Here is a 26,324-nt window from a genome sequence, read left to right as displayed (position 1 = left end):
ATACAGGTATTTATTTATGCAAGACATCATCCAACACTTAAAAAGCCAACACCTTGTTTGGCAAGCAAATTTGACCAAAGCAGACGAGCATCAGTTCCTTAATAGCTCAGGTTTCCCTGAACTCGACGCCCTGCTTGGCGGCGGCTTTCCTCCTCATGGCGTGGTGGAAATGGAATCTGTTGGCAGCATTGGCGAACTGCGCTTGCTTGCGCCTTATTTAGAAGCGTCTCTTTCGAGAGGGGTGACGGCATTCATTCAACCACCAGCGTTGATGAATTCATTGTTCCTACATAGCATTGGCTTGGACATCAACCAAGTATGGGTAATCACGCCTGAACATCAACGCGATGCGCTGTGGGCAGCAGAGCAATGCCTCAAGAGCGGCGTGTGTACCAACGTTTTGTTATGGCAAGATGAGCTAGAGATCCACCAAGTAAAACGCCTGCAAGTTGCGAGTGAGCAAGGCTCCTGCCCTCTGTTTATGCTCAAACCTAACATGACAAATCGCTTGTCTTTGCCTGTTTCATTGAGCCTGAAGCTACAAGGTCATGAGCAAGGTGTGAGTGTAGAAGTTCTCAAACGAAAAGGCGGTTGGAGCAAAGGTAGCGTCGATATCAACTTCCAGCACCACTATCCGCAACTGGTGATGCCAAGCACAACTCGTATTCCATCCACGGTGGTCAATTTCCCATTGGCGAACCAAGGTTAGTGATATGGCTTTGTGGATATATTTGCACTTCCCTCGCCTACAGTTAGATGCACTCTTTGGTGATAACCAAGAGCAGCCTGTGGTGATTGTAGAAAGCCAACGTTGTCGGATCATTCAATACAACGAGATTGCCGAGCAACAAGGCATTAAGCCAAATATGGGCTTGGGTAGCGCGGCTTCTTTGTGCCGAGATTTGCAAGTGCATCCTTATCATCCGCAAACCGAACTGAGCAAGTTACAAGAAATTGCTCAATGGCTGTATTTGATTACGTCTGATGTCGTATTGATGCCAAACCAAGGCATTCTGCTACGCGCAACCCCGATGCTTAATCTGTATGAAGGGCTACAAAACTATTGGACTAAAGTCAGTGCTCATTTATCGGAGCTGAAACTGAGTTTTCAATTCGGGTGTGGCTTTTCGCCTTTTTCTGCCAAATTGATGGCATTAGCAGGAGCGAACTTCATCAGTGAAGATAAGTCTGTCATGCAACAAGCCTTATCACCGCTGCCACTAACATTGACGGATTTATCAAGCACTACCGTAGAGAAGCTACAACGTGTAGGTGTCACCACACTACAAGGGTTACTTGAACTACCACTGCAAGACATCGCGCGTCGATTCGACATTGATTTGGTGAACTATGTTGGCCGCCTGACAGGGCAATTTAAACATCCTGTCGACTTTTATCATCCAACCGAATCTTTCCAAGTCTATTTAGAACTGTTGTTTGAGATTGAAAGCGTCCAATGGGTGGAGAAGCCACTGGCTAAATTACTTCGTCAACTCGAAACCTTTCTCAAGCTGCGCGATAAAGTCGCGTTTGAGCTGTGTTTAACCCTGCATCAGCGGGACAAACAAGCACAGCACCTTCAACTCACATCAGCGCAAGGCGATTACTTGCGCCAACGCTGGCAACAATTGGCGAGTTTGAGTTTGGAATCCGTCACGTTAAACGGTCCTGTTATCGGCCTGACGTTAAAAGTAGAGCGCCAAGGTGAACCTTTAAGCTCTGCACGAGATTTCTTTGCTGGGCAAAAAGGGCAAATGAACGCGTTAGAGCTGCTCTCTTTACTGCAAGCTAAGTTGGGCAAAAGCGCGGTACTCAAACCCAATATAGCCTGCGATCCAAGGCCAGAGAAAGCCAGTCAATATCGCCCAGCCGATGAGCCGGATGTCCCGATTAACACCATCCCTGCTCTGCTGCGCCCAGCGATGCAATTACCCGCCCCTATCTCGCTACAAGAGCAAGTCTCTCTAGTGCATGGGCCTGAACGGATTGTCTCTGGATGGTGGGATGGTGACGAGATCATGCGTGATTACTACATTGCGCACACCAAGCAAGGTCGATGGCTATGGGTGTTTCGCGATCAGCACAAGCATTGGTTTCTTCATGGCTATTTTTGTTAAATCGACAGTTATTTTTGTTAGGTCGTTATGAGTTACGCAGAACTGTTTTGTCAGTCCAACTTCTCCTTTCTCACTGGCGCTTCTCATGCAGAAGAGTTGGTGCTGCAGGCGGCGTTTTATCGCTATCAAGCCATTGCGATCACCGATGAGTGCTCAGTTGCGGGCGTAGTGAAAGCCCATGCGACCATCGAGCAACACAAACTCGACATCAAGCAAATCGTCGGCAGCATGTTTTGGCTTAATGACGAATGCCAAGTCGTGCTGCTTTGCCCTTGCCGTAAAGCTTACGCTGAGCTATGCCGTATCATCACCAATGCCAGACGACGCAGCGAGAAAGGCACTTATCAACTGTCGGAGTGGGATTTGATGTCGATTCGTCACTGCCTTGTGTTGTGGCTCCCGACTCATCAAGAGAGTGACCATTATTGGGGGCGCTGGCTCCAGCAGCACCATGCTCATCGCTTATGGGTCGCGATTCAGCGTCATTTAGGTGGTGATGACGATGCTTACACCACACACTGTGAATTATTAGCAAACGAGTTCCAATTGCCGATTACTGCTTGTGGTGGCGTCTTGATGCATGCTGTTGAACGCTTACCATTGCAACATGTCCTGACAGCAGTAAAACACGGTTGTAGCGTTGATAAGCTCGGCTTTGGTCGTTTATCCAATGCCGAACGAGCATTGCGTCCATTGAACAAACTTTCTCGAATTTACAGATCCGAATGGTTGGCAGAAAGCACCCATATTGCGAGCTTGTGCGAATTCAACCTCTCAGATTTGAAATACGAATACCCGACAGAGCTCATCCCTGACGGTCACACTCCAACCTCTTATCTGCGTCTGTTGGTCGAGCGTGGTAAGAAACTGCGCTTCCCTGAAGGCGTACCCACAGACATTCATCAGACTATCGAGAATGAATTAACCCTCATTGAAGAGCTGGAATATCATTATTACTTTCTGACCATTCATGACATTGTAATGTTCGCTAAGCAGCAAGGTATTCTCTATCAAGGGCGAGGCTCTGCGGCAAACTCGGTAGTGTGTTACTGCTTAGAAATCACCGCCGTCGATCCTAGGCAAATCTCGGTCCTATTCGAACGCTTTATTAGCCGAGAACGAAAAGAGCCGCCAGACATTGACGTCGATTTTGAACACGAGCGCCGCGAAGAAGTGATTCAATATATCTATAAAAAGTATGGCCGCGAGCGTGCCGCTTTGGCAGCCACCGTGATCAGCTATCGCTTTAAAAGTGCCGTGTGTGAAGTGGGCAAAGCGTTGGGGATTGAAGAAACTCAGCTAGACTTCTTCATCAAAAACGTTAATCGCCGTGATCGTAGCCAAGGTTGGCAAGCACAAATCATCGAATTGGGGCTACAACCAGAGTCGTTAAAAGGCCAACAGTTTATCCAGTTGGTGAACGAGATCATCGGATTCCCGCGCCATTTATCTCAGCATGTAGGCGGCTTTGTGATTTCATCTGGCCCTTTGTATGAACTGGTGCCTGTCGAGAATGCTTCGATGGAAGATCGCACGATTATTCAATGGGATAAAGATGATTTAGAAAGCTTAAAGCTATTGAAAGTCGATGTACTTGCTCTCGGCATGTTAAACGCGATCCGTAAGTGCTTTCAATTAGTCGAGAAACACCACCAGCGATCCCTGTCGATTGCTGAGATCACGCGTCTGCAAGACGATCCGCACGTATACCGCATGATCCAAAAAGCCGATACCGTTGGCGTATTCCAAATCGAGTCTCGTGCACAGATGAGCATGCTGCCACGCTTAAAGCCTGCACGTTACTACGACTTAGTCGTGCAGATTGCTATTGTCCGCCCGGGGCCTATTCAAGGTGATATGGTCCATCCGTTTCTAAAAAGACGCAATGGTGAAGAGCCGATCAGCTATCCATCGGAAGAAGTGAAAAGCGTACTAGAGCGCACTATGGGCGTGCCGATTTTCCAAGAACAAGTGATCAAACTCGCGATGGTAGCCGCTGGGTTCAGTGGTGGTGAAGCCGATCAACTGCGCCGTGCGATGGCAGCATGGAAGAAGAACGGCGATCTTGCCAAGTTCAAACCTAAACTGATCGACGGGATGCGTGAGCGTGGTTATGACTTAGAATTTGCGGAGCGAATCTTCGATCAAATCTGCGGTTTTGGTGAATACGGTTTTCCAGAAAGCCACTCAGCCTCTTTCGCAGTATTGGCTTACTGCTCTGCATGGTTGAAGTTTTACTATCCTGCTGAGTTCTATACTGCCCTACTTAATAGTCAACCGATGGGGTTTTATAGCCCTTCGCAATTGATTCAAGATGCGCGCCGACACGGTGTCGAAGTGCTGCCTGTTTGCATCAATCACTCGTCGTATCAGCATCATTTGGTCAAACGCCCTAATGGCCGTCTTGGCGTACAACTGGGCTTTCGTTTAGTAAAGGGCTTTAATCAAGAAAGCGCTTCTCGACTGGTTGAGCGCCGACCAACAACTGGGTATCGCTCTATTCAAGAGGTAAAACAGATCTTAAGAAACCGTCGTGATATTGAACTGCTCGCTTCTGCCAATGCGTTTCAGATCCTTTTAGGTAATCGCTATAACGCTCGCTGGGCTGCGATGGATTCGTTATCAGATTTACCCTTGTTCAATCACATGGAAGAACCAATGGCGAACTACCAAGCTCAACCTTCTGAATACGAGAACTTGATTGAAGATTACGCCAGTACCGGGTTGTCACTGAGTCGCCACCCGATAACCTTGCTAGAAGAAGCCGGTAAGTTACCGCGCTTTACTCGGATGAAGCAGTTAGTTGAAAAGGAGCACAAATCTTTAGTGACGGTCGTTGGTGTCGTAACAGGTAGGCAATCTCCAGGCACCGCAGCAGGTGTGACTTTTTTCACTTTAGAAGACGATACGGGCAACATTAATGTGGTGGTCTGGCGAGCAACCGCCCGCGCTCAAAAACAAGCGTATCTCACTTCAAAAGTCTTGATGGTTAAAGGGATTTTAGAAAGAGAAGGAGAAGTGACACATATAATTGCAGGAAAGCTCATCGATTGCACACACAACCTTGCTGAGCTGAAAAGTAAATCACGCGATTTCCATTAAGCCATCATGTTTTGGAGACGGGAAAACACATTTCGCCGAAAAAAGTAAAGGGAGGTAAAACCTCCCTTTTCGATTCTGCTGAATTAATCCTCAGCCATCGTTTCCGTACGCTTACTCTTGTATTTCCTATACAGTAACAAGGATAAAGTCATAATGACTTTAGATGTTAGCCATATCATTAAACGGAAGTACCCTAGGTTAATAGGTGAAAAGTGACGTGATATACCTACATATTTCATTGTCAGAAATATGTAAAATAGTATAGCAATCGCAGTTCAATTAATCACCTACCCTTATGGATTAATTCTTCGCCGATTAATTAACGCCCGTATATAAAACTTGACGCATTCTATCTTGTGAAACTTCGACGAGAAGATCCGGTTGGAACTTAGAAATAAAGCGGTCGCAGCCCACTTTCTGCACCATGGCCTCGTTGAAACTACCACTTAAGGAGGTGTTCAGCGTAATGAACAGTTTGGACATTCGAGGATCAGAGCGCACTTCATGCGTCAGTCTGTAACCGTCCATTTCTGGCATTTCTGCATCCGTGATCATCATCAGCAGTTCTTTCTCGACGTCTTTACCTTCATCACACCAACGTTTAAGGACCGTCAATGCTTCTAGACCATCGCGGCATTCAATGATGTTCAAACCAAGCTGAGACAAGGTATCTTTCACTTGATTACGGGCCGTTGAAGAATCATCAACAATCAGAACATTACGACCAATCATGGCTTGAGCTAGCTCTTGATCTAAAATGCCATCAGAAATAGTGACGTCGTAATGGACGATTTCCGCCAACACTTTTTCTACATCAATGATTTCAACAATTTGTGATGACTCACCGTCCTTCACTTGCGTGATTGCTGTTAGGTAGTTAGAGCGGCCAGATGTCGATGGCGGCGGCTGAATCTCTGTCCAAGCGGTATTGATGATGTTGCGCACGGGCCCGACAAGGAAACCCTGAATAGAGCGGTTGTATTCGGTGATGATCAAGTTTTCTTCTTCTGCTTCGCCACGCAGTGGTGGGAAACCAATCGAGCAACGCAGATCAATCACAGGCACGGCTTCGCCGCGCAAAGACGCTACACCACGGATGTTGTAATGAGAGCCCGGGAGTTTAGTCAGTGGAGGCAACTTAATCACCTCTTTCACTTTAAAAACGTTAATCGCAAACAATTGGCGACTATTCAGCGTGAACAGCAAAAGCTCCAGTCGGTTTTCACCTACTAGATTCGTACGCTGATCAACCGTATTTAACACTCCGGACATACCACTACCTAACTTTGAACGACAACCTATCACTCTTTACAGAAAACCGTGTTGAAACAACAAAGTAAACCTTTTGTATGAGTGCTCTACATTACTTACGAAAATTACATTAATGCTATAGATATAGCAATGAAACAGCGCCCAGATTGGCGTTTTCGGCACTGAGAAGATCAAAAAAGGGCGAACTGTAACGTTCACCCTTTTCTTCAAGTTGAGTTGATGCAAGAAAGATTAACCTTCAATCACTTTCATCAACAGTTGTCCATCGTATAGCGCCTGTTTCACTAACGCAGCACCCGGCATCGTCGCTTGCTTATAAAAACGAGATTCCACCAGCTCAAGGTCTTGATGATAAACAGGTAAACTTTGCTCTTCGATACAACGACGAATCGCAGGATAAAGCACATCTTTGGCTTGGTTGATTACCCCACCAATCAAGATTTTCTCTGGGTTGAACAGGTTGATTACAATCGCAATCGCAGAGCCTAGATAGCGACCCAGTTTCTCAATCACATCAACCGCAAGAGGATCACCGTTCGCCGCCGCTTCACAAATACTCTCGATGCTCATTTCTTCGTGCTCAGCAAGAATAGAAGCTTCACCGTTAGCAATACGAGTAACCACCTCTTCGCGGATTGCCTGCGAACTCGCCACCGTTTCAAGACAACCAATGTTGCCACAATGACAGCGCTTGCCGTTTGGATCGATTTGGATATGGCCAAGTTCGCCGATGTTACCGTGACGACCTTGCAGCACGCGACCATCTAAGATGATACCCGCACCTAAACCGTGGTGAATGGAGATAAGTACCGAGTTATCGTTCTCTTGAGAATGTCCGAACAGCTTCTCTGCCAGCGCCCAAGCACGCGTATCGTTGGCAATAAAGACAGGTAAGCCCGTTGCTTTATAGATTTCAGGGCCTAACGCCAAGTTCTCAACATTGTAGTGCGGCATTTGCAATACGATGCCCTGCTCTGAGTTCACCAGACCAGGCAAAGTAATCGCGATACTGGTGACACGATCGAGTTGATCAGCGTAGGTTTGGAAGAATTCATCAATTTCGTAGAGTAAGCGTTCAAGTACATCGTCTTGGTCGCGTTCATGGATATCGATTTTGGTATCGATAAGAACATCACCGCCAAGCTCGTGCAGTGCGATGGTTAAATAACCTCGACCTAAACGCATCGACAAGAATTGCCAACCTTCATTATTGACCTGCAAACCCACTGCTGGACGGCCACGGCTCGTCGCTTCCTGAACAGTAGTTTCATGAATCAGATGGGCTTCAATCAACTCTCGAGTGATCTTAGTGATACTCGCAGGCGCAAGCTCACTTTGCTTGGACAAATCGATTCGAGATATTGGACCCTTCAGGTCAATTAGTTTGTATACACGACCAGCATTGACCTGTTTGATATGATCAATATGGCCCGGTTGAGCCATGTACATCTTGCACTCCGAAATTCTATAACGGGATAATTTTTTTACTTTGCGAAGTAATTGTGAAGTGAATTGATAAATCCCCGTGACAAGCATCACGTATAAACATGTTTGTTTGTGTATTCAATCAAATAACCAGAAATCTACTCCTGTTAAATTGTTTGAAAAATAACTTATTTTATTCATCAAATTAGGTAACAAAGCCTGCGCCTTAATGTTTTTTCAGCACTTTGACCTAAATGCGAACAATCTGCGCATACTGTGCATATACTTAGCGAGAATAGAATTCGAGTTATCTAGTCCAACACCTGCATTCTTCGGAGAATCTATGACTTCCATATTAAGAAGAACAAAAATTGTCACAACGCTTGGCCCATCAACCGATAAAGACAATGTCCTTGAGGAGATAATCAAAGCTGGAGCAAACGTCGTTCGTATGAACTTCTCACACGGTACCAGCGATGACCACGTTCAACGTGCAGAAAAAGTAAGAGCTATCGCGGCGAAGCTTGGTCGCCAAGTGGCGATACTTGGTGACTTACAAGGTCCAAAAATTCGCGTTTCCACGTTCAAAGACGGCAAAATTCATCTCAACGTCGGCGATAAATTTACGCTAGACAGCGACCTACCAAAAGGCGAAGGCGATCAAGACTCCGTTGGCTTAGATTACAAAGAGCTCCCACAAGACGTCTCTCCTAATGACATCTTGCTGCTTGACGATGGTCGCGTGCAATTGCAAGTGACTAGCGTTGAAGGCAACAAAGTCCACACCCGAGTAACGGTCGGTGGCCCTCTTTCCAACAACAAAGGCATCAACAAAAAAGGCGGCGGCCTATCTGCGGATGCACTTACTGAAAAAGACAAAGCAGATATCCTCACCGCTGCCAAAATTAAAGTCGATTACCTCGCTATCTCATTCCCTCGCAATGGCGAAGATATGCATTACGCTCGTCGCTTGGCGCGAGACGCAGGCCTTGAAGCGAAACTCGTGGCAAAAGTGGAGCGTGCTGAAACCGTCGCTACCACAGAATCCATTGATGACATCATCTTAGCGTCTGACGTTGTTATGGTTGCTCGTGGCGACTTGGGGGTCGAAATTGGTGACCCAGAGCTTATCGGTGTACAGAAGAAGCTGATTCGCCGTGCTCGCAGCTTAAACCGTATCGTGATTACTGCGACCCAAATGATGGAATCAATGATGGCTGCGCCAATGCCAACTCGTGCAGAAGTCATGGATGTGGCAAACGCAGTCCTAGACGGCACGGATGCTGTGATGCTTTCTGGTGAAACCGCAGCGGGTCTATACCCAGTGGAAACCGTGAAATCCATGGCTGAAGTGTGTATAGGTGCAGAGAAGATGTCGGAAGCAAGCCTGTCGACCTACCGCTTAGACCGCACCTTCGCAACCGCAGAAGAGACCATAGCTATGTCGACCATGTATGCTGCCAACCATATGGAAGGTGTTAAAGCGATGGTTTCTCTGACCGAATCAGGCCGAACCGCTTTGATGATGTCTCGCTTAAGCTCTGGTTTGCCGATTTTCGCACTGTCGCGTAATGAATCAACACTAAACCGAGCGGCATTGTATCGCGGCGTCACACCTGTGTATTTTGACTCCAAAGGCGGTGCTGGCTTAACGACGGCTCATGCGGCGATCGTGACCTTGAAAGAGCAAGGGTTACTGGATGAAGGAGACTTGGTGATCTTCACTCAAGGTGATGTGATGGACGTAGTAGGTTCAACCAACTGCATGCGTATTTTGTCCGCTTAATACTTTCCCAAAAAACCATAAAAGGCTCCACACGGAGCCTTTTCTTTTTCAGATACTTGATTTCAATCTAAGCCGTTTCTCGACCATCTATGTTCAATTTGTCATAGAGTTGAATCAGATTGAAACCCGTTTGCAGACCAAGTTGATAATCGTGCTCTAACGCTTCTGGATCGCTCAACAAAGACGATGACTGTAACTCTTCTTTAGGTGCCAATTGCAAAATAAAGGTGTCATCGGGCGGAGCGGTTAAGAACGCTTGCGTCAATTCGAAGGTTTGGTAGTGAATCATCAACATGTCAGCCAATCCAGAATCGAAGTTTTCACCAATCAGGTGGCTCAAGCGATAAAGATTATCCGCCCCAAACAACCAGCGTCCGCCATTGAGCAGCTTTCTACCCGACAATTTCGATTGATGAGCCGCATTAATTTTCTGCTGTAAGAAGCTACTCCAATCCTCTTTCCATTGGTGAACTTTGTGTTGCCAAGACTCTTGCACAGAGTTAATCGACTCGCGGTACCATTTGATACCCTCTTCACCAATCTCGGCTTGTACTTTGGCTTCTGCTTCAGAGAAAGGCTCCGTGCGGATCACAATGATGTTACGTGCATTCTTTCTCCATGCTTCTTGCACAGGAATCGAGGCAGAGACCCCACCATCAACATAAGGATGTCCATTTACATCCACAGGTCCCTGATACAATTTAGGGATCGCACAAGTGGCAACCATGGTATTGACCCAGTCCCCACCAAGTATCGGTAGATATTGATCAGAAAGAGTATCGACATTTGTCACCGCAGCAAACGCACTACGGGCCCCTAGCGCAGTTTTCCCCATATCGAGGTCAAGTTTATAAGGGTAATCTTGAATGCGCTCTAAGGCCCATTCCAAGCCCAAATATTGCTTCTTGCGGATATAACGGAAAAGATTAAAGAATTCGTTGGAAGTAGTGAGATCCGTAATGAAAGCCTTGCCCATGCCGTGTTGGCGACAAAGGTAAGCACACAAATTCAGAGCTCCGGCTGATGTGCCATAGAATTCATCGAATGGATCGAAATTGGAAAGAAGGAATGCATCCAACACTCCAGCGGTAAAAATCCCTCTCTGCCCTCCTCCTTGTGCGACAAGGGCAGTTTTGCCATTTCTGTAGCGCTCATACATCTCAATGTCGAGCTCTGCATGGCGATCAGTGATAATACCGCTGTTGCGTGTCATAGGCGTATCGCCAATGCATTAAGCCGTAGTAATCGCAATGATGCCGAAAGAGAGTAAAACTGCGAATACTGTAACGACGATGAGTAGGGCTGATTTTAGATCGTGTTCCATAGACACCTCCTTTGGTTGTAACAAATTAATAACACCAGTGTGAATTATGTTCAAGAATTGCCTAATTTAGTCGCACGATTTTGGCTAAGGCATCACAATTAGCTTAGTCATAATAAGGAGATAGCAAATGAACTATAAAATTGGCTGGCTAGTTGGGAGTATATTATTGAGCTGTTCTATGGCTGCTCAAGCGACGGTTATCGTCACGCCCTATGTCGGCTTTACAGGAGGCGGTAAAGTAGAGGACGAGAATGACCGCACCTACGACTTAGACCCTTCAATCAATTATGCTTTGTCAGTTGAAACCCCTTTTGAGATGGGCCGCATCGGTTTTTTCTATTCCAATCAGTCGTCAGAAATGCAAGACATTAATAACTCTGCAGACATTCACTATCTTCAATTTCAAAGCAGCATTTACTACCCTCTCGCTCAGGGCTGGCAAACCTACGTTGGATTGGGCATAGGCGCGTCATACGCCGACGTAGACTGGGTAAACGACAAATATGGTTTTTCTGGTAGTGCATTCGCCGGCCTTGAGTACGAATTCTCGAAAACCTTTGCAATGACCGCGCAAATCCGTTGGTTAGGCACAGTTGTAGACAACGACACCTCAGGAGCTTGCGTCGTACCAACGGACGGTTCGTCTTGTATCATCAAGTTTGAAACCGACTGGATGAACCAATTCCAATCCAACATTGGCTTTCGTTTCCGTTTCTAACGACTTTCACTTCTAATGTGTCGTTTTAACGAAATATTCTCTATTGGGTGTGTCTAACACAGAGATACACCCTAATAGCCAAAAAGAGTTTATTTGACCAAGATCACATCGACCATACAGTCATTTATTTCAAAACCTACCTAACTTTACCGATCAGATAGCCTACCAAATCACTAATTAACAATATTTAAACCAGATAAAATATCGACATTAACATTTAGAATCTATTGCGCTAAATAATGTAAAAAGTTAGTCTGAACACAGAAAGCAGAAGAATATTTCAGCTTTTGCAAACACACATCAAAATTTAAAGCATTTAATTCTATTTCTTGTTAGGTAACACAAAGCAAAACACCAGAATTTTATAACAATACCGAACATCGAGCAGAAAACTGATGGATAACAGTTGCTCTTTGCTCTGCTGGTGTTGCACGTTGCCGAGAAGAGCTTCATTCCTTAGGGAGTTGTACAGGAGTCAAATATGAAGCGAGAACAATGGGGATCCCGCGCGGGATTCATCTTAGCAGCAGTCGGATCAGCTATCGGCTTGGGTAACATCTGGCGTTTCCCATACATGGCCTATGAGAATGGCGGCGGTGCCTTTTTTATTCCTTACCTTTTCGCCATGATCACCGCAGGTATTCCATTCATGATCCTTGAGTTCAGTATGGGTCAAAAATACCGCGGTTCTGCACCAAAAACATTGGCAAAAATCCACGCAAAATTTGAATGGCTTGGTTGGTTCCAAGTTGGTGTTGCTGCCGTCATCGCCGTTTACTATGTTGCGGTTATTGGTTGGGCAATTTCTTACTTTGGGATGTCGTTCACTCAAAGTTGGGGTTCCGATACCAACGCCTTCTTCTTTAGTGAATACCTAAAACTTGGTGATAACTCTCCAACGGATTTAGGTAGCATTCAATGGAAGATCGCCGTATCTATGCTTATTGCTTGGGCAATTACCTATACTGCGATTGTGAGCGGTGTTAAATCAGGTATTGAACGCGCATCTAAGATCATGATGCCTATATTGTTCATTATGGTGATCTTCTTGATCGGTCGCATGATTTTCCTTCCTGGTGCGCTAGACGGTGTGAACTACATGTTCGAACCAGACTTCAGCAAAATCTGGGACGTAAAAGTGTGGGCAGCGGCTTACGGTCAGATCTTCTTCACACTAAGTATCGGCTTTGCCATCATGCTGGCTTACTCGAGCTATCTGCCAGAGAAATCAGACATCACCAACAACGCCTTCATGACGGTATTGATCAACTGTGGCTTCTCTATCCTTGCCGGTATCATGATTTTCTCGGTATTGGGTTATATGGCTCAAGAACAAGGCAAACCGCTTACTGAGGTAGTCTCTGCGGGTGTGGGCTTGGCATTTGTGACGTTACCTGCGGCAATTAACCTACTACCAGCGCCATACATCCTTGGTCCCCTGTTCTTCTTTGCTTTGGTTGTTGCAGGCTTAAGCTCGCACATCTCAATCATGGAAGCGGTAACCTCAGCCGTTATCGACAAATTAAAATGGAGCCGTAAGAAAGCTGCAAACGTAGTGATTGGTATTGGATTTGTTGTCTCGATGGCATTCGCGACCAACGGCGGATTGCTTCTGCTGGACCTTGTCGACCACTTCGCAAACAACGTTGGAATTATGGTTGGCGGCCTAGTAGAAATCGTTCTAATGGCTTGGTTGTTGAAACAAGTGCCTGAAGTTCGTAACTACGTAAACGAGCGCTCTGACTTCTCTGTTGGTCAATGGTTCGAAATCTGTTTACGCTTTGTCACACCAATCATGTTAGCAGTTATCTTGGCAACCAAGCTGTACGCACTTCTAACAGAAGGTTACGGTGGCTACGACCTAACGCTGGGTTGGGTAATGATTGCCGCACTGTTTGTGTTTGGCGTATTGATTAACGTAGCGAGCAAGGAGAAAGCATAATGACTACAAGTGCAATCATCATGATGGTTATCGGACTTGGCATCACTTGGGGTGGCGCTGCGGTATGCATCAAACGAGCAATGAATAAACAGCAGTAAAGCTAACTGCCAGCGAAATTAAGGCTCAAAAACAAAATGCCGGCTCAGTGCCGGCATTTTTGTGTCTATTAGAAATTGTACTTGATACCAAGCGCCCCACCGATTTGCAGATCAGGCCCTTTGTAGAAGTCCACTTCAGGATGGATTTGCGCGTACAGATCCCAGCCTTTTGATAGATCCCAATTTAAACCCAGTGGGACGCGAACACCGAATTCATCATCCCACTCGTACCAGCCACCAACACCGACATACCAAGTTAATGGCATGCTTTGATCAAATGTACCGCGCTTCGCTATGTAATCAAACGCCATACCATCGTTACCAATAATACCGCGGTACTTGTCATCAATTTCAACGACAACGCTGAGCTCTTGATCGACCGCCATACCAACAGAAAAATTCTTCGCTCCATCCGCCGCCATTACGGCACTCGGCAGCATTGTTGCCGCCAATAAAATTCGCTTTTTCACAGCCTTTCCCCACTTAAAAAAACAGCGTGCATAATTCAAACATGTTGTCATTTTGTTGTGTCAGTAATGAGTAAGAATGACGTACGAAAAAAGCCACAAACGTAAGGGTGAGCGTGAGATCACGGCTAGAACACCAAAAGTAAGTGCTAGTGAGAAAAAGATTAGAGGTTAGAGATTAGAGATTAGAGATTAGAGATTAGAGATTAGAGATTAGAGATTAGAGAAGAATAAATACTGGAGAGGTATGAAGGGAAAGATACAGAAAGCAAAAAGGAGGCCGAAGCCCCCTTTTTCTTATGAATGACTGAGATTAGCCGTGGTTACGAATCCACTCATCCATTTCAGTTTTCAGGTTGTCAGACTTAGTACCGAAGATAGCCTGAACACCACCTGCTACAACTACAACACCAGCAGCGCCTAGTTGTTTTAGTTTGTCTTGGTCAACTGCAGCTGTGTCAGCTACTGCTACACGTAGACGAGTGATACATGCGTCTAGACCAGTGATGTTTGCTTTGCCGCCGAATGCTGCAACAAGCTCACCTGCCATGTCAGAACCAGAAGTTGCAACAGCTTCTTCAGATTCGTCTTCACGACCTGGAGTTTTAAGGTCAAGAGCAGTGATTACTGTGCGGAATACTACGTAGTAGATTACTGCGTAAACTAGACCAACAGCTACCATCAGACCCATCTTCTGAGCGTGGCCAGATAGAACTAGGAAGTCGATCAGACCGTGTGAGAATGATGTACCGTGTACGAAGCCTAGAGTGTTAGCAACAACGTATGCAGAACCAGCTAGTAGAGCGTGGATACCGTATAGTACAGGAGCAACGAATAGGAATGAGAATTCGATTGGCTCAGTAATACCTGTTAGGAATGAAGTCAGAGCAGCTGACGCCATGATACCCATTACTTTCGCGCGGTTTTCTGGTTTAGCACAGTGAGCAATAGCGATTGCTGCAGCTGGTAGACCGAACATCTTGAACATGTAACCACCCGCTAGCTGACCGAAGCCATTACCAGCAGCGCGAGAAGCATCATCTGCAACTAGGTAACAAGTTAGTACGCCGTTTTGAGTTTCACCAGCAGCGTTTACACAAGTACCTGCTTCGAAGAAGAATGGTACGTTCCATACGTGGTGTAGACCGAATGGGATTAGAGAACGCTCAACTACGCCGTAGATACCGAACGCAAGTTGTGGGTTTTGGTGCGCAGCCCAGTCAGAGAATGCAGAGATTGCACCGCCGATTGGTGGCCATACGATAGATAGTACAACACCTAGGATGATCGCAGCGAAACCAGTGATGATTGGCACAGCACGCTTACCAGCGAAGAAGCCAAGGTACTCTGGAAGTTGGATTTTGAAGAAACGGTTGAATGCCCAAGCAGCAACACCACCGACAAGGATACCACCTAGTACACCTGTATCGATTTTCTCAACGCCCATGATGCCAGCCATAACGCCAAGCGTTGCTGTCATGATGCCGTAACCAACGATTGCAGCAAGACCTGCTACACCGTCGTTGTTTGTGAAGCCAAGTGCTACACCAACAGCAAATAGAAGTGCCATTTGGCCGAATACTGAACCACCAGCTTGTTCCATTAGGTTAGAAACAACCTCTGGAATGAAGCTTAGGTGGGCAGCACCAACACCTAGTAGGATACCTGCGACTGGCAACACTGATACTGGTAGCATCAGAGCTTTACCAACTTTTTGCAGGTTTGCAAAAAGGTTCTTAAACATGTTTATGCTCCTGATAAATTATAAGTATTATTTGGGCACTAACGGCACACCCCCGTAGCCTAAATGTTAGCACCCAATGAAAATGTAACCACACGTTGCATTATATTTTCCGGCTCTAAATATATATTGATGACCCTCAAACTTTCCACACAGTTACGAAATTTAGTTTCAAAACAAGCCGCAGATCACACCCAAAAACAGTAGATGAAAAGGTTTGCATTAAACTTATATTACTGTTTTATAACGATTTTATTATCAACATAATTAATTTTAAGGCGTAAATAAAATAAAGACCGATGTTATTTTTAGTAACAAAATTACATTTGAGAGATTTGATTGCGGTTAAATCAACAAATTTAGTAAACATTAAACTAAATGATCTTTTTGGCGTATTTCTAAACAAAAAAGGGGCAATAGCCCCTTTTTTAAACCGTCTATTGATTTTTCATCGCAAAAAAAGATTTCGGAAGTTTTCGGTTGTTTTTTGCCCTACTTCAGCAATGGAGCATCCTTTTAGCTGTGCAATATAGGCTGCAACTTCGACAACATAGGCTGGTTGGTTCTCTTTTCCACGATGTGGAACGGGCGCTAAATATGGAGAATCCGTCTCAATAAGCAGCTTTTCTAAAGGCAAAGCTTTCACGACTTCTTTCAATTCTGTCGCCTGACGGAAGGTTACAATGCCCGAAATTGAGATGTAGAACCCTAAATCTAATGCAGCTTCTGCAAATGGTAGATCTTCGGTAAAGCAGTGGATCACACCACCACATTTTTCAGCGCCACCATTGCGTAGAATTTCTAATGTATCTTCACGAGCGTTACGGGTATGAATGATAAGCGGCTTGTTAAACTCCACCGCTAAATCTACCTGCTGTTCAAAACGCTCTTTTTGCAGCGCTGCAGTCTCTGGTTTGTAGTGATAATCCAGACCTGTTTCACCAATCGCTACCACTTTTTCGTGCGAAGCGTGTTGACGTAAGGTCTCCATAGAGAACGCGCTCTCCACATCAAGCGGATGCACACCGCAAGACGCATAAACGTTGTCGTATGTCGTAATCATTTCCAACATTTTTGGAAATGAATCTAACGTAACGCCTACCGACAGTAGCTCTTTTACGTTCGCTTGTTTTGCTTTGTTAATAACGTCTTCAACATTGATGTGAAGATCATCGTAATTCAGTTTGTCTAGATGACAGTGCGAATCTACGAACATAATGCCTCTCGTGATTCAATTAACCAATTCATTGATAGTAGTTCAAGGTTCAAGCCTGGAAAGCGTTGAATTTGCCCTTTTAGCTCAAGCAGCTTCTTCGACGCCAGGTATAAACCGTCATAACTGTGTGTTGGGAACAGAGTTGCGCCCGGAAGTTGAGCCGCTTCCGCCACCCCAAATTGGGCTTTCTGAGCGTCCGTTAATAGATACCAAGCCCAGTCGAATGCTTTGTCTGGGTTCTTTGCCATTAACGATGCACACTGGAATACATCTGATACCGGCGAAGATAGCGTCTCAATAAAACAACGCTCAAACGCTTGGTACTCATCAAGCTCACCACTTTTCACCGCTTCTAGGGTATTAATTGGCGACCCTAAATTCAGTTTAAGCGCATAAGCTGGTACTTGTGATGCTCCCTGCTCGCTCATCCAATTCATCGCCTGCTCTGTTGATGGTGGTGTCACCACCCATTGTTGGCAACGACTCTGGATAGTTGGCAGCAATCGCTCTTGGTTATGCGTCACGAGCAAGAACAAGCATTTCTGTCCCGGCTCTTCGAGTGTTTTCAACAACGCATTGGACGCAGACTCATTCATCGCATCGGCTGGCTCTATGATGAACACGCGATAACCGTTTAGTTGTGAAGATTCATGCGCAAGCCGATTACATGCTCGAATCTGGTCAACGGTGATCGACTTTCCTTCTTTCTCTGGCTTAATCCAGTGTAAATCAGGATGGCTATGAGATTGAGTCAACTGGCAACTATGGCAGAAGCCACACGCTTCACTGGTGTAATTTTGACACAGCAACGAGTGACTAAAGAGCTCAACCAGCTTCTCTACCGCTAATCCCTTGTCACTTTGCAGCAGCAGTGCGCCCGGAATTCGTTCTGAATCCAAGCTTGTTTTGAGATTATCCCAAACGGGTAGTAACCATGGAAAGTCATTTAACATGAGCGACCTCAATCCACATTCTGCTTACAGTGACGCTAGCCATTCGTTTAGCGCAGCTTTGATGTCTTGTGCAACCTCTTCAATCGACTGCTCAGCGTTGATCACCACGATGGAATCATCGGCATTAGCCAGCGCTAAGTAACGCTCACGCGTGCGTTCAAAGAAGCTGATGTCCATTTTTTCAATACGATCTAGTTCGCCACGTCCACGAGCACGTTCAAGTCCAACTCGAGGATCAATATCCATGTACAATGTGAATGCAGGCTTAAACTCACCTAGAGTTGTATCTCGCAGGTTCTTCATCAGTGATGCGTCGATTTGGCGGCCACCACCTTGGTAAGCTTGAGAAGACAAATCATGGCGGTCGCCAACTACCCATTGATCGTTTGCTAGCGCTGGCTTAATCACGTTCTCAACTAACTGAACTCGTGCTGCATAAAGCAAAAGCAATTCAGTCATGTCTTTTAGATCTTCACCTTCGTGCTCTTCTTTTACTAGTGCACGCATCTTCTCTGCTAGCGGCGTACCGCCAGGTTCACGAGTATTAACGATATCTTTGATACCTGCAGCTTTCAGCGTATCTAAAACGGTTTTGATCGCAGTGCTTTTACCCGCGCCCTCTAGGCCCTCAACGACAATAAAGTTTGCTTTCATCATTTGTTCTTTCTTAGTTCTCTTAAATAGGCACGTACAGCACGGTTGTGCTCAGCAAGGGATTTCGAAAACACATGTCCACCCTTTCCACTTGCTACAAAATATAGGTAATTACTGTTCTCAGGGTTGAGAGCAGCTTCAATAGATGCTTCACCGGCCATAGCGATTGGCGTTGGTGGTAACCCATTAATGGTGTATGTGTTGTATGGCGTTGGTGTACGCAAATCTTTCTTACGGATATTGCCATCGTACGCATCCCCCATACCGTAGATAACGGTTGGGTCAGTTTGCAAACGCATACGTTTGTTGAGGCGGTTAACAAATACCGATGCAACACGTTCGCGCTCAGCATCAATTGCCGTCTCTTTCTCAATAATAGAAGCCAAGATCAGCGCTTCGTATTTATCTTTCAGTGGTAACTTGTCCTGACGCGCTTCCCATTGTTCATCAAGAATCTTGTTTAGCTTGCTGTGTGCACGCTCTAAGATCTGACTTTCACTTGCGCCAGCAGTGTAGTGGTAAGTCTCCGCAAGGAATAAACCTTCAAGCTTCTCACGCTCAATACCTAGCTTTTCTGCCATTTCTTTTTCAGACAAACCAGTTAAGTCATGTTTTACATGAGGTGCAGCCCTTAGCTGTTCAACCCACTCAGAGAAACGACTGCCTTCGACAAAAGTAATCGCAAATTGATGCTCTTTGCCGGTATTGAGCTGTTCTAACGTTTGATAAAGCGAAACTTTTGGCTCAAGTTGGTAAGTGCCTGCTCGCACCTGAAGAAGCTCTGGGTAAAGGTGGGGCATTAAACGAATGTAATCAGAAGCTTCTATGATGTCGTCTTTTACAAGATCACGCATCACTCGGTGAAAGCTGGTGCCATTTTCTACGGTAAACAGCTGAGGCTGCTCTATCAGAATTGGCGAGTTAACATATTGCTTAGTCTGTGAAACAACGTAAAAAACACCTGCTGCACCAATAACGGCAATCAGTACAACAAAAGCAAACAGTTTTTTAATCACGAATTTAGATTCCCTTGAAGTCGTCGAGTCAATTTTCCTATTGGAAAGTCAATCTTGTTATCTGGTGTCGAAATACCGCTGACCGGTGCCACACCTAATAGTGAGTTACACATCAACACCTCGTCTGCATTAAGCAAATCAGAGAGTTCGAATGTTGCTACCTGCACTGGGTAGCCATTGGTTTGGAGAAATTCCAATACCTTACGGCGCATTACGCCAGCCACACCAGACAAACTCAAATCGGGTGTGTATACCTTTTTATCTTTAACCCAAAAAAGGTTTGCCATTGTAGTTTCAATGACATGATTTTGCACATTTAACGTCACAGCATCGGTAAATTCCGAGCCTTCAATTTCCGCTTTTGCGAGAACCTGTTCGATACGGTTATTGTGCTTGTGGCCAGCCAGAAGCGGTTGAATGCCTAGACGGGTTTCACAAACCCCTAAGGGCACGCCATTTTCTTGCCATGAAGAGTAATGAGAAGGAAATGCAAAATTCGAAATAGTCACGACGGGCCCTTCGATACCGCTAGGACTATACCCTCGCCCTCCAGTGCCGCGACTGATATGAATTTTGATTCCGGCAAGATCGTCATTCAACACCGCTTTCATTACCCAATCGAACACCTGGTTCCAATCGGGAAAAGGGATGTGTAATGTTTTTAGGCACGCTTCCATTCGCTCAACATGCGTTTGCCAGTGCTCTAATTCACCCTTCTTAGTTTTAATAGTGGTGAAACAGCCATCGCCATATTGAAACGAGCGGTCGCCAAGCGAAATGTGTGTTTGTGGCAATCCATTGACCCAGAACATTCAGATACCTTTACTTTCCGATCGACATATAAAACAAAACGGCTCAATGCTAAGCATCGAGCCGTCAGAATACAAGTATCGCTTCTCTAAAACAGTGTTAGAGATTTTTACTCAGCGAATTTTTTGAATACTAGCGAACCGTTTGTACCGCCGAAGCCGAACGAGTTACAGATTGCGTATTCCATATCAACTTTGCGCGCTGTATGCGGAACAAGATCGATATCTAGACCTTCTTCTGGATCATCTAGGTTGATCGTTGGTGGAACGATTTGGTCTACCAAAGAAAGAACTGTGATGATCGCTTCAACTGAGCCAGCAGCACCTAGAAGGTGACCAGTCATAGATTTAGTTGAAGATACTAATACTTGCTTAGAGCCTTCTTCACCAAGAGCACGTTTAACACCCTTGATCTCAGCCACATCACCAGCTGGTGTCGATGTACCGTGAGCGTTCACGTAACCAACTTGAGTACCAGTGATGTTTGCGTCACGCATTGCCGCTTCCATTGCTAGAGCGCCACCTGAACCATCTTCACTTGGAGAAGTCATGTGGTAAGCGTCACCAGACATACCAAAGCCTACTAGCTCTGCGTAGATCTTAGCGCCACGTGCTTTTGCGTGTTCGTACTCTTCAAGAACCATCATGCCCGCACCGTCACCAAGAACAAAGCCATCACGGCCCTTATCCCATGGACGAGACGCTTTTTGAGGCTCATCGTTACGAGTTGAAAGTGCTTTTGCTGCACCGAAACCAGCCATACCTAGTGGTGTAGATGCTTTCTCTGAACCACCAGCAACCATCGCCTCAGCATCACCGTATGCAATCATACGCGCTGCGTGGCCGATGTTGTGTAGACCTGTAGTACATGCCGTAGAGATCGCGATGTTTGGACCACGAAGACCACGCATGATAGATAGGTTACCTGCAACCATGTTTACGATGGTCGAAGGAACAAAAAATGGGCTAACTTTGCGAGGACCTTTTTCAACAAGCGCTGTATGGCCTGTTTCGATTAGGTCTAGACCGCCGATGCCTGAGCCGATTGCTACACCAACTCGAGCTGCGTTTTCTTCGGTAATTTCTAAGCCAGAGTCATCCAGTGCTTGGATACCCGCTGCAATGCCGTACTGGATGAATAAATCCATTTTACGAGCATCTTTCTTAGACATGTACTCTGTGCAATCAAAATCTTTCACAAGACCAGCAAAACGAGTCGAGAAGTTCGTTGCATCGAAATGCTCGATGTTCACGATACCGCTTTGACCTTCTAGCAGGGCTTTCCAAGATGATTCTACTGTGTTGCCTACCGGTGACAACATACCCATGCCTGTGACAACTACACGACGCTTGGACACGATATAATTCTCCGGGAATTGAATGTTTCTATGAGAGGATAGAAGAAGTTAGAAAGAACACAGGCGGTCTAGGAGACCGCCTGGGAGAGATAATTACTGAGCGCTGTTTACGTAGTCGATTGCAGCTTGAACAGTAGTGATTTTCTCAGCTTCTTCGTCAGGAATCTCAGTGTCGAATTCCTCTTCTAGAGCCATTACTAGCTCTACAGTGTCTAGAGAATCAGCACCTAGATCGTCAACAAATGAAGCTTCGTTTTTAACTTCTGCTTCGTCTACACCTAGCTGTTCAACAATGATTTTCTTTACGCGTTCTTCGATGTTGCTCATTTTTCTTTTCCTTTACAGATTTCGCCTAATGCGATGATTCCGTAGTTTATTCGAACTATTGAAAGTTGCAAGGGGGTCCTTGCTGGTCAAACCACAAAATTAGCGAATTTAACCGAATTTCAATACATTTTTGACTTAAATCATGCACAAATCTTGCGCATGAGCATGACAACTTAATGACAGTTAACAGCAACTATAGGCTATTTTTCACAAACTAAAACAGCTTATTTTGCACGAACTGTGCATTAAACCATGTACATGCCACCATTTACATGCAAAGTTTCACCAGTAATGTAAGCCGCTTCAGGTGAAGCTAGGAATACAACTGCTGATGCAATTTCACGTGGGTCACCTAGACGACCTGCCGGCACGTTCGACAACGTTGCTGCACGTTGGTCATCATTTAGCGCCTTAGTCATGTCAGTTTCGATGAAACCAGGTGCGACTGTGTTTACTGTTACGCCACGAGAAGCTACTTCACGAGCCATCGATTTAGTGAAACCGATAACGCCTGCTTTCGCTGCTGCATAGTTAGTTTGACCAGCGTTACCCATAGTACCAACGACAGAACCTACGTTGATGATGCGACCAGCGCGTTTTTTCATCATGCCGCGTAGAACCGCTTTAGACATGCGGTAGATTGGCGTTAGGTTTGTGTTGATGATGTCGTTCCACTCGTCATCTTTCATACGCATTAGTAGGTTATCGCGTGTGATACCAGCGTTGTTTACTAGAATATCGATTGCACCAAACTCATCGTTGATGGTTTTTAGGGTTGCTTCGATAGACTCAACGTCAGTTACGTTAAGTGCTAGACCTTTACCGTTTTCACCTAGGTATTCGCTGATAGCCGCTGCGCCACCTTCTGAAGTTGCAGTACCGATTACCGTTGCACCGCGCTCAACAAGAAGTTCAGCAATCGCACGACCAATGCCACGGCTCGCGCCTGTCACTAGAGCGATCTTACCTTCTAGATTCATCATGTTGTGTTTTCCTTTTCTTATCGTGAACAGATTACTTAGCGGCTTCTAGCGACGCTACGTCGTTAACTGCTGCTGCGCTTAGTGTTTTCACGATACGTTTAGTCAGACCTGTCAGTACTTTGCCAGGGCCAAGCTCAAGAAGATTCTCTACGCCTTGTTCGCTCATTAACTGCACGCTCTCAGTCCAACGAACTGGGCTATGAAGTTGACGAACAAGTGCGTCTTTGATTTTTGCCGGATCAGTTTCAGCCGCCACATCAACGTTGTTGATAACAGGAAGTTGTGGTGTATTGAATTCGATAGACTCTAGCGCAACGGCTAGTTTCTCTGCTGCTGGCTTCATTAGTGCGCAGTGTGAAGGTACTGACACAGGAAGAGGAAGTGCACGCTTAGCACCTGCTTCTTTACATAGTGCACCAGCACGTTCTACCGCGTCTTTACTACCTGCGATAACAACTTGACCAGGTGAGTTGAAGTTTACTGGAGAAACGACTTCACCTTGCGCTGCTTCTTCACAAGCTTTTGCAATTGCTTCGTCATCTAGGCCGATGATCGCGTACATTGCGCCAGTACCCGCAGGTACCGCTTCTTGCATCAGTTGACCACGTAGCTCAACCAGTTTGATTGCTTCTTTAAAGTCAATCACGCCAGCACACACAAGCGCTGAGTACTCACCTAGGCTGTGACCCGCTAGGTTTGCTGGTTGCTCAAGACCAAGCTCTTGCCATACACGCCAGATAGCAACAGATGACGCTAGCAAAGCCGGTTGAGTACGGAAAGTTTGGTTTAGATCTTCTGCAGGTCCATTTTGAACAAGCGCCCATAGGTCGTAACCTAGTGCGTCAGATGCTTCTGCAAATGTTTGTTTTACTACGTCATATTGTTCGCCTAGATCAGCAAGCATACCTACAGCTTGTGAACCTTGGCCTGGAAATACGATAGCAAACTTGCTCATGTTGTTTTCCTTTAAGCAAAGTAAAAAGAAATAAGATGCACCGTAGCGCATCTTAAATTTTGAATCTTGTGAAACTTAGAATTTCACCAGGGCAGAACCCCAAGTGAATCCGCCGCCAAACGCTTCAAGAAGTAGAGTTTGACCACGTTTAATACGACCATCACGTACCGCCTCATCCAGTGCTGTTGGCACGGTTGCTGCTGATGTGTTGCCGTGTTTATCAAGTGTGATCACGACTTGGTCTAGTGACATCGAAAGCTTTTTCGCTGTCGCTGAAATAATGCGGTAGTTCGCTTGGTGCGGAACCAACCAGTCTAATTCAGACTTGTGCATATCGTTCGCTTCAAGCGTGTCTTTAACCAGCCTTGATAGCTGAGTAACGGCTACTTTGAATACCTCGTTACCGGCCATATGAAGCCATTTATTTGCATCTTTACCACGTTCAGGAACAGGAAGGCTCAATAGATCACCAAACTGGCCGTCTGAATATATGTGCGTAGAAATAATGCCAGGCTCTTCGCTTGCACCAAGAACAACGGCACCCGCAGCATCACCAAACAAGATGATGGTTGAGCGATCCGTTGGGTCACATGTTTTCGACAATGCGTCTGCACCAATCACAAGCACGTTTTTGCACATGCCAGATTTGATGTGTTGGTCAGCAACAGATAATGCGTATACAAAACCTGAACAAGCAGCGGCTAAGTCGAATGCAGGACAACCTTTAATGCCAAGCTTTCCTTGCACCTGACACGCAGATGAAGGGAAAGTATGGCTACTGCTAGTAGTAGCAACGATAATTAGGTCGATATCATTTTTATCAATGCCGGCCATATCGATAGCGTTTTCAGCTGCGTAGAATGCCATGTCCGCAACAGTTTCATCTTCTGCTGCAATTCGACGCTCTTTAATACCAGTACGAGCTACGATCCACTCATCACTTGTATCTACCATTTTCTCTAGGTCTGCGTTAGTACGCACCTGAGATGGCAGGTAGCTGCCAGTACCTAAAATTTTGCTATACATGAAGACTAATAATGCCTCTCGAGTAAAACCGCTTCCAAACGATCGCTAATACGGCTTGGTACTTGTCGTTTGACCTCGTGTACTGCCTCGCCAAGTGCATTGACAATCGCAGATACATCCGCACTTCCATGGCTTTTTATGACAATGCCGCGCAATCCTAGCAAACTTGCGCCGTTATACTGGTCGGGGTTCAGTGTTTTTAGTTCATTAAATAGCCGAGAAAACAGTTTTCTAGCAATCCATCCCTTTATCGTTGATGCCATCATGCTGGTTTTTAGTTTTTCGATAAAGAGTTGCGCTGTTCCCTCGCTGGCTTTTAAGCATACGTTACCGACAAAGCCATCACAAACAATGACATCGGCAACGTCATGCAAAATTTGATTACCTTCAATATAACCCACAAAATTAATTGCGTCGGTTTGAGAAAGCATTTCTGCACAGCGTTTGACTAAATCGTTTCCTTTAATTTCTTCAGCACCAATATTCAGCACCGCCACACGAGGTGGATGACCGAGGTGTTCCTCGGCTAACGCACTGCCCATCACTGCAAATTGAAATAAGCTGTCTGCATCGCAAGATACATTCGCACCAAGATCTAACATCCAAGTACGTTTGCCACTAATGGTAGGTAATGCGGAAACTAAAGCAGGACGCTCAATACCAGGAAGCAGTTTAAGAATGAATCGTGAGAGCGCCATCAAGGCTCCGGTGTTACCACCGCTCACACACGCATCTGCTTCGTTATCAGAGACCAGATCAATGGCCATACGCATGGAGCTATTTTGGCTATTACGTAATGCTAAAGACGGTTTTTCTGAATTAGAAATTACTTTCTCGCTATGAAGAATGCTTAAACGAGAACTGGTAGAGGTACCTAGTTGAGATAATTGAGACGTGATCAGAGGTTGATCACCTATAAGAATCACTTTTAGCTCTGGGAAATGAGACAGTGCCTGCACGGCGGCAGGCACTGTTACGCGTGGACCGAAATCCCCGCCCATTGCATCAAGTGCAACGGTAATACTTTGCAAAGGT

24 protein-coding genes are annotated in these 26,324 nt (G+C 45.7%); 7 read left to right on the top strand and 17 right to left on the bottom strand.

From position 1 onward, the window contains the following. Positions 1-16 precede the first annotated feature (16 nt). Genes imuA through A9237_RS13895 form a run of 3 tightly spaced genes read left to right on the top strand, consistent with a single transcriptional unit; the run spans position 17 to position 5,219 of the window. A complete protein-coding gene (gene imuA, locus A9237_RS13905) occupies positions 17-709 on the top strand; it encodes a translesion DNA synthesis-associated protein ImuA (RefSeq protein WP_009707012.1) in 693 nt (230 codons plus the stop codon). 4 nt (positions 710-713) lie between these two features. Further along, complete coding sequence (locus A9237_RS13900) at positions 714-2,117, top strand: Y-family DNA polymerase (RefSeq protein ID WP_078608388.1); 1,404 nt, start codon at positions 714-716, stop codon at positions 2,115-2,117. Positions 2,118-2,144: 27 nt separating this feature from the next. After that, on the top strand, positions 2,145-5,219 hold the full coding sequence (locus tag A9237_RS13895; protein WP_078608387.1) for an error-prone DNA polymerase: 3,075 nt from the start codon (positions 2,145-2,147) through the stop codon (positions 5,217-5,219). 315 nt (positions 5,220-5,534) lie between these two features. On the opposite strand, the gene A9237_RS13890 is transcribed toward A9237_RS13895, so the two are convergent. Together A9237_RS13890 and mlc are read right to left on the bottom strand one after the other, a co-directional pair. After that, positions 5,535-6,491: a chemotaxis protein CheV gene (locus A9237_RS13890; protein WP_045411754.1), complete on the bottom strand. Its 957-nt coding sequence runs from the start codon at positions 6,489-6,491 to the stop codon at positions 5,535-5,537. A 231-nt stretch (positions 6,492-6,722) separates the two neighbouring features. Further along, positions 6,723-7,940, bottom strand: a complete 1,218-nt coding sequence (gene mlc, locus A9237_RS13885; RefSeq protein WP_009707015.1) for a sugar metabolism global transcriptional regulator Mlc — start codon at positions 7,938-7,940, stop codon at positions 6,723-6,725. 319 nt (positions 7,941-8,259) lie between these two features. On the opposite strand from mlc, the gene pyk reads away from it, so the two are divergent. Next, positions 8,260-9,702, top strand: coding sequence for a pyruvate kinase (gene pyk / locus A9237_RS13880; protein WP_020196406.1), 1,443 nt, complete (start codon positions 8,260-8,262; stop codon positions 9,700-9,702). Positions 9,703-9,769: 67 nt separating this feature from the next. On the opposite strand, the gene A9237_RS13875 is transcribed toward pyk, so the two are convergent. Both A9237_RS13875 and cydH read right to left on the bottom strand, forming a co-directional pair. Continuing rightward, positions 9,770-10,915: a patatin-like phospholipase family protein gene (locus A9237_RS13875; protein ID WP_078608386.1), complete on the bottom strand. Its 1,146-nt coding sequence runs from the start codon at positions 10,913-10,915 to the stop codon at positions 9,770-9,772. An 18-nt stretch (positions 10,916-10,933) separates the two neighbouring features. After that, positions 10,934-11,026: a cytochrome bd-I oxidase subunit CydH gene (gene cydH / locus A9237_RS27150; protein ID WP_005444835.1), complete on the bottom strand. Its 93-nt coding sequence runs from the start codon at positions 11,024-11,026 to the stop codon at positions 10,934-10,936. A gap of 127 nt (positions 11,027-11,153) precedes the next feature. Between cydH and A9237_RS13870 the strand changes: the two genes are divergently transcribed. The 3 genes from A9237_RS13870 to A9237_RS27145 all read left to right on the top strand — a co-directional run bounded on the left by A9237_RS13870 (position 11,154) and on the right by A9237_RS27145 (position 13,784). Next, positions 11,154-11,744: an outer membrane protein gene (locus tag A9237_RS13870; RefSeq protein ID WP_078608385.1), complete on the top strand. Its 591-nt coding sequence runs from the start codon at positions 11,154-11,156 to the stop codon at positions 11,742-11,744. 481 nt (positions 11,745-12,225) lie between these two features. Then, complete coding sequence (locus A9237_RS13865) at positions 12,226-13,686, top strand: sodium-dependent transporter (protein WP_045411760.1); 1,461 nt, start codon at positions 12,226-12,228, stop codon at positions 13,684-13,686. Beyond that, on the top strand, positions 13,686-13,784 hold the full coding sequence (locus tag A9237_RS27145) for a MetS family NSS transporter small subunit (RefSeq protein ID WP_005536518.1): 99 nt from the start codon (positions 13,686-13,688) through the stop codon (positions 13,782-13,784). Before A9237_RS13865 ends, A9237_RS27145 begins: the two co-directional genes overlap by 1 nt. A gap of 68 nt (positions 13,785-13,852) precedes the next feature. Here A9237_RS27145 and A9237_RS13860 read toward each other — a convergent pair whose 3' ends face one another. The 13 genes from A9237_RS13860 to plsX all read right to left on the bottom strand — a co-directional run bounded on the left by A9237_RS13860 (position 13,853) and on the right by plsX (position 26,320). Next, positions 13,853-14,254 (bottom strand): hypothetical protein, encoded by a 402-nt coding sequence (locus tag A9237_RS13860; protein ID WP_009707021.1) that lies wholly within the window; start codon positions 14,252-14,254, stop codon positions 13,853-13,855. A 310-nt stretch (positions 14,255-14,564) separates the two neighbouring features. Further along, the gene (ptsG, locus tag A9237_RS13855; RefSeq protein WP_005439576.1) at positions 14,565-15,995 is read right to left on the bottom strand and encodes a PTS glucose transporter subunit IIBC; all 1,431 of its coding nucleotides are present in this window, start codon (positions 15,993-15,995) and stop codon (positions 14,565-14,567) included. A 445-nt stretch (positions 15,996-16,440) separates the two neighbouring features. Then, entirely contained in the window at positions 16,441-17,208 is a 768-nt protein-coding gene (locus A9237_RS13850) for a TatD family hydrolase (protein WP_078608384.1), read from the bottom strand. Further along, complete coding sequence (locus A9237_RS13845; RefSeq protein WP_005439578.1) at positions 17,199-18,161, bottom strand: DNA polymerase III subunit delta'; 963 nt, start codon at positions 18,159-18,161, stop codon at positions 17,199-17,201. The genes A9237_RS13850 and A9237_RS13845 overlap by 10 nt, the downstream gene beginning before the upstream one ends. Positions 18,162-18,185: 24 nt before the next feature. Further along, on the bottom strand, positions 18,186-18,818 hold the full coding sequence (tmk, locus tag A9237_RS13840) for a dTMP kinase (protein WP_045411765.1): 633 nt from the start codon (positions 18,816-18,818) through the stop codon (positions 18,186-18,188). After that, the gene (mltG, locus tag A9237_RS13835; protein WP_038896032.1) at positions 18,815-19,831 is read right to left on the bottom strand and encodes an endolytic transglycosylase MltG; all 1,017 of its coding nucleotides are present in this window, start codon (positions 19,829-19,831) and stop codon (positions 18,815-18,817) included. The genes tmk and mltG overlap by 4 nt, the downstream gene beginning before the upstream one ends. Beyond that, the gene (gene pabC, locus A9237_RS13830) at positions 19,828-20,643 is read right to left on the bottom strand and encodes an aminodeoxychorismate lyase (RefSeq protein ID WP_078608383.1); all 816 of its coding nucleotides are present in this window, start codon (positions 20,641-20,643) and stop codon (positions 19,828-19,830) included. Before pabC ends, mltG begins: the two co-directional genes overlap by 4 nt. A gap of 107 nt (positions 20,644-20,750) precedes the next feature. Further along, positions 20,751-21,998 carry a beta-ketoacyl-ACP synthase II gene (fabF, locus tag A9237_RS13825; protein ID WP_009707027.1) on the bottom strand — a complete coding sequence of 416 codons (1,248 nt, stop codon included), beginning with the start codon at positions 21,996-21,998 and terminating at the stop codon, positions 20,751-20,753. Between the two features lie 93 nt (positions 21,999-22,091). Continuing rightward, on the bottom strand, positions 22,092-22,325 hold the full coding sequence (gene acpP, locus A9237_RS13820; protein ID WP_004406112.1) for an acyl carrier protein: 234 nt from the start codon (positions 22,323-22,325) through the stop codon (positions 22,092-22,094). A 245-nt stretch (positions 22,326-22,570) separates the two neighbouring features. Continuing rightward, a complete protein-coding gene (gene fabG / locus A9237_RS13815; protein ID WP_005444803.1) occupies positions 22,571-23,305 on the bottom strand; it encodes a 3-oxoacyl-ACP reductase FabG in 735 nt (244 codons plus the stop codon). Between the two features lie 34 nt (positions 23,306-23,339). Then, a complete protein-coding gene (gene fabD / locus A9237_RS13810) occupies positions 23,340-24,263 on the bottom strand; it encodes an ACP S-malonyltransferase (protein WP_009707028.1) in 924 nt (307 codons plus the stop codon). 75 nt (positions 24,264-24,338) lie between these two features. Next, positions 24,339-25,289, bottom strand: coding sequence for a beta-ketoacyl-ACP synthase III (locus A9237_RS13805; RefSeq protein ID WP_009707029.1), 951 nt, complete (start codon positions 25,287-25,289; stop codon positions 24,339-24,341). A gap of 5 nt (positions 25,290-25,294) precedes the next feature. Further along, positions 25,295-26,320, bottom strand: coding sequence for a phosphate acyltransferase PlsX (gene plsX, locus A9237_RS13800; RefSeq protein ID WP_009707030.1), 1,026 nt, complete (start codon positions 26,318-26,320; stop codon positions 25,295-25,297). Positions 26,321-26,324: the final 4 nt, after the last annotated feature.

Origin of the sequence: Vibrio owensii (genome assembly GCF_002021755.1) — a bacterium.
Taxonomy (GTDB): Bacteria; Pseudomonadota; Gammaproteobacteria; order Enterobacterales; family Vibrionaceae; genus Vibrio; species Vibrio owensii.
This window is presented reverse-complemented; position numbering and strand designations above follow the sequence as displayed.